The 4,023-nt window shown below is 43.3% G+C and carries 7 protein-coding genes; all 7 read right to left on the bottom strand.

Annotated elements, in window-relative coordinates:
• Positions 1-1,249: elongation factor G (gene fusA / locus AB4653_RS13715; RefSeq protein WP_372104444.1), on the bottom strand; the 1,249-nt coding region annotated here is incomplete at its 3' end.
• A 166-nt stretch (positions 1,250-1,415) separates the two neighbouring features.
• Positions 1,416-1,886: a 30S ribosomal protein S7 gene (gene rpsG / locus AB4653_RS13710; protein WP_012604916.1), complete on the bottom strand. Its 471-nt coding sequence runs from the start codon at positions 1,884-1,886 to the stop codon at positions 1,416-1,418.
• A 103-nt stretch (positions 1,887-1,989) separates the two neighbouring features.
• On the bottom strand, positions 1,990-2,364 hold the full coding sequence (rpsL, locus tag AB4653_RS13705) for a 30S ribosomal protein S12 (protein ID WP_012604917.1): 375 nt from the start codon (positions 2,362-2,364) through the stop codon (positions 1,990-1,992).
• Between the two features lie 181 nt (positions 2,365-2,545).
• Positions 2,546-2,821 (bottom strand): sulfurtransferase complex subunit TusB, encoded by a 276-nt coding sequence (tusB, locus tag AB4653_RS13700; protein WP_009848936.1) that lies wholly within the window; start codon positions 2,819-2,821, stop codon positions 2,546-2,548.
• A gap of 8 nt (positions 2,822-2,829) precedes the next feature.
• Entirely contained in the window at positions 2,830-3,186 is a 357-nt protein-coding gene (gene tusC / locus AB4653_RS13695) for a sulfurtransferase complex subunit TusC (RefSeq protein WP_009848935.1), read from the bottom strand.
• Positions 3,183-3,572: a sulfurtransferase complex subunit TusD gene (gene tusD / locus AB4653_RS13690; RefSeq protein ID WP_009848934.1), complete on the bottom strand. Its 390-nt coding sequence runs from the start codon at positions 3,570-3,572 to the stop codon at positions 3,183-3,185. The genes tusC and tusD overlap by 4 nt, the downstream gene beginning before the upstream one ends.
• The coding region (locus AB4653_RS13685; protein ID WP_372104441.1) for a transcriptional regulator at positions 3,566-4,023 on the bottom strand (458 nt) is incomplete at its 5' end. The genes tusD and AB4653_RS13685, both read right to left, overlap by 7 nt.

Genomic DNA, 4,023 nt, shown 5'->3' with positions numbered 1-4,023 from the left:
CGATCTGAATAACTGGATCTGGGAATTCCATACGTTCAAGAACAATTTTATGGTTCTGATCACATAGAGTTTCACCAGTAGTAACATCTTTAAGGCCGATAATGGCTGCGATGTCACCTGCTCGTACTTCTTTTACTTCTTCACGCTTGTTTGAGTGCATTTGAACAATGCGCCCTAAACGTTCACGTTGTTTCTTCACAGAGTTGTAAGCTGTTTTACCGCTTTCAACAACACCAGAGTAAACACGGATGAAAGTTAAAGTACCAACAAATGGGTCTGTTGCAATTTTAAATGCTAGCGCTGAGAACGGTTCTTTGTCGTCTGCATGACGCTCTGCTTCGTTCTCGTCTTCATCGATACCTTTAATTGCAGGTACATCGACAGGAGAAGGAAGGAAGTCAACAACTGCATCTAGAACAGCTTGTACACCTTTATTTTTGAATGCACTACCACATGTAGCAAGTACGATTTCATTATTAAGGGTACGAGTACGAAGACCTTGTTTGATTTCAGCTTCTGTTAGTTCACCTTCTTCAAGGTACTTATCCATCAGCTCTTCATTTGCTTCTGCAGCAGCTTCAACAAGTTCTGTACGATATTCTTCAGCCATTTCTTGCATGTCTGCAGGAATATCTTCGTACGTGAAAGTCATGCCTTGGTCAGCTTCGTTCCAGTTAATCGCCTTCATCTTGATAAGATCGACAACGCCTTGGAAGTTTTCTTCAGCACCAATGTTCAGTTGAATTGGAACAGGAGTTGCGCCTAGGCGATCCTTGATCTGTTCAACTACACGCAAGAAGTCTGCGCCTGTACGGTCCATTTTATTAACGAAAACCATACGTGGAACTTGGTATTTATCAGCTTGACGCCATACAGTCTCTGACTGAGGTTCAACACCAGATGAGCCACAGAACACAACAACTGCACCATCAAGTACACGCAGAGAACGTTCTACTTCGATTGTGAAGTCAACGTGCCCCGGAGTGTCGATGATATTAATACGGTGGTCAGAGTACTGAGCTTCCATACCACGCCAAAACGTAGTAGTTGCTGCTGAAGTGATCGTAATACCGCGCTCTTGCTCTTGCTCCATCCAATCCATGGTTGCTGCACCATCGTGAACTTCGCCGATTTTGTGAGAAAGACCGGTATAGAACAGAATACGTTCACTTGTGGTTGTTTTACCTGCATCTACGTGAGCAACGATACCGATATTACGGTATTGCTCAATAGGAGTTTTACGAGCCACGGTTGAATCCTCTTATTAGAGACTTAGGGACTATTGCTATGTCTAGATTATGCGCTAGAAGCGATACTTCGCTAAAAAGTGCTTGCCCTAGAAATAGCAATAGTTCCTAGCATAAGCATAGGAACTAAAGAAGTGCTGCAAGGAAACTTGCAGCACTAAAAAGGTATTACCAGCGGTAATGTGCGAACGCTTTGTTTGCGTCAGCCATACGGTGAACGTCTTCACGTTTCTTAACCGAAGTACCTTTGTTCTCAGACGCGTCTAGCATTTCAGCAGCTAGGCGTTGAGCCATAGATTTTTCACCACGCTTACGCGCAGCTTCAACTACCCAACGCATAGCAAGAGCGTTACGGCGAACCGGACGAACTTCTACAGGTACTTGGTAAGTTGAACCACCCACACGGCGAGATTTAACTTCTACCGCTGGACGAACATTTTCAAGAGCTTCTTCAAATACAGCTAAGTGATCTTTACCAGATTTCTCAGCCATAACTTCTAGTGCAGTGTAAACAATCTTCTCTGCAGTAGATTTTTTTCCGTCAACCATAAGGATGTTAACGAATTTTGCCAGCAGCTCAGATTTGAACTTAGGATCTGGAAGGATCTTACGCTGGCCTATTACGCGACGACGTGGCATGGAATTTCTCCGTTGTCTTCTTCAGGTTTTTTCCAAAACTTTTCAGAATAATAAATAAATAGTGTTTGGCCTTACTTAACGCTTTCTTTTAAAAAAAGACGCATTAAGACTTAGGACGTTTCACACCATACTTAGAACGACCTTTCTTACGGTCGTTAACGCCTGCACAGTCAAGTGCACCGCGAACAGTGTGGTAACGCACACCTGGTAAATCTTTAACACGACCACCACGGATAAGAACAACACTGTGTTCTTGAAGGTTATGACCTTCGCCGCCGATGTATGAAGTAACTTCAAAGCCGTTAGTTAGACGAACACGACATACTTTACGTAGTGCTGAGTTCGGTTTTTTTGGAGTAGTAGTATATACGCGAGTACATACACCACGTTTTTGTGGGCACGCTTCTAGTGCAGGCACGTTGCTTTTAACAACCTGCTTTACACGAGGAGTACGTACCAACTGGTTAATAGTTGCCATTAACTAGCTCCTGATTTACTTGAAAGTAAGCTTGATGAAAAATCTAGCCCTATTACACATAGTGTAAATAGGGACGCAAAATTCTATTCAGCAGTGGGATGTGTGTCAAGAAATATACAGATCTTTTTTAGCCGTCTAGAGCTCAGGATGGTCTTTTTTTAACCACACTGATAAAATGCAGCTACCAAGTGACTGATTTGTCGTTCAAAACAGTCAGTTTTACGAATCCATCGAAGTCCACTTGATCCAGGGTGCTTGAAGCAAGTTGTTGTAAACCTCGACTATAAAGATCTGTTTTTAATACCGACACATGTTTAACGGTGGAGATTTGATTGAATAACTCATGATTTGGAAGGCAAACATACACCGCATCTTCAACCAAAAGGATATGGTCCTTTTGTTGCGAGTACATCAATGCAAGCTTGAGTTTGTCTACTGATTTTACAATATGAAGCATAACGTTCCCTAGAAAGTCAGTATTTTTTGGCTCTGAGCTAACTTCTGCGTCAACTCATTCATTTCTAGCGCAGTCACATCGATCAGTAAGTTATCAGTCGAGAGACCAAACTGATTGAGGCTATGTTGACACACGTAAACCTGCTCGATGTCGTAGAGGTCCATAAGCTTGAATGCAGAAATATAGTCACGTGATAAGGATTCATCAGGCTGTTGCGCTTTGAGAAGCTGTGTAACGCCATCAGCGACAAAGAATACGCTGATGTCTTCACTGTAAGCTGAAGCCGCTAACAATGCGTCTAGCCCTTCCCTACCTGCAGCCGTTGTATGAGGAAAGCTGTTAAATATAAATGCTAATGAGCTCAAAACTGGACAACCCTATCTTGCGTCAGAAGTGCTTCAGATAAACTCCCTAAGCCAGCTTGGGTAAACCCTGTCGCCAAGTTAGAGGCAATTAATTGATGTTGCGCCGCTTCTTCAGTGCTGATAACTCCACGCCTTAGCGCAGCAGCAACACATGTCTCTAGGCTAACATTGTGCTCGTCCGCCAGTTTTTGCCAAGCGGCAGCTAAGTCAAATTCATCATTAGCCGGCACAGTAATGCCAGAGCCATTACTGACGCCGTCTTGATAGAAGAACACACTGTGAAGTTTGTGGCCCTGTTTCAATAGAGCCACAGCAAACTGATAAGCACTTCTTGCGGATTGTGAGCCGTAAACGGGTCCATTAACTAAGAGTGTATAGCTTAACAACCCTCTTCATCCTCTGTTTTACGTTGACGGATGTACAAGTACACTGTGTGCTTAGAGATATTCAATCGCTCAGCAACGCGGTTAATCGCGTCTTTGATGTCGAAAATACCTTTGTCGTATAGCTCCATCACGATTTGGCGATTTTTGGTGTTGTTCGATACAGATTTGTCTGCATTGATCTCTTCAATCGTGCGTTCAACCGTTTGGTCGACAAGTTCTTCAACATCACTAGCAAAGTTAACAGATGACGCAGCTTCGTCCGCGTCTTGCGTAGGCATGAAAGATTGCAGAACTTGTGAGAATGGCGCATCTAAGTTCACGTTAATACACAATAAGCCAATCACTCGGTCTTCACCATTGCGGATAGCAACCGTGATCGACTTCATTAGTACCCCGCCTTTAGCGCGAGTAAAATATGAACGAGAGAAGTTACGCTTAGAACCTTCAATAT

This window comes from Vibrio sp. 10N.222.48.A3, from assembly GCF_041475345.1.
In the GTDB taxonomy this organism is placed as follows: domain Bacteria; phylum Pseudomonadota; class Gammaproteobacteria; order Enterobacterales; family Vibrionaceae; genus Vibrio; species Vibrio tasmaniensis_A.
The sequence above is the reverse complement of the archived record's forward strand: the minus strand, read 5'-3'. Positions and strand labels throughout refer to the sequence as shown.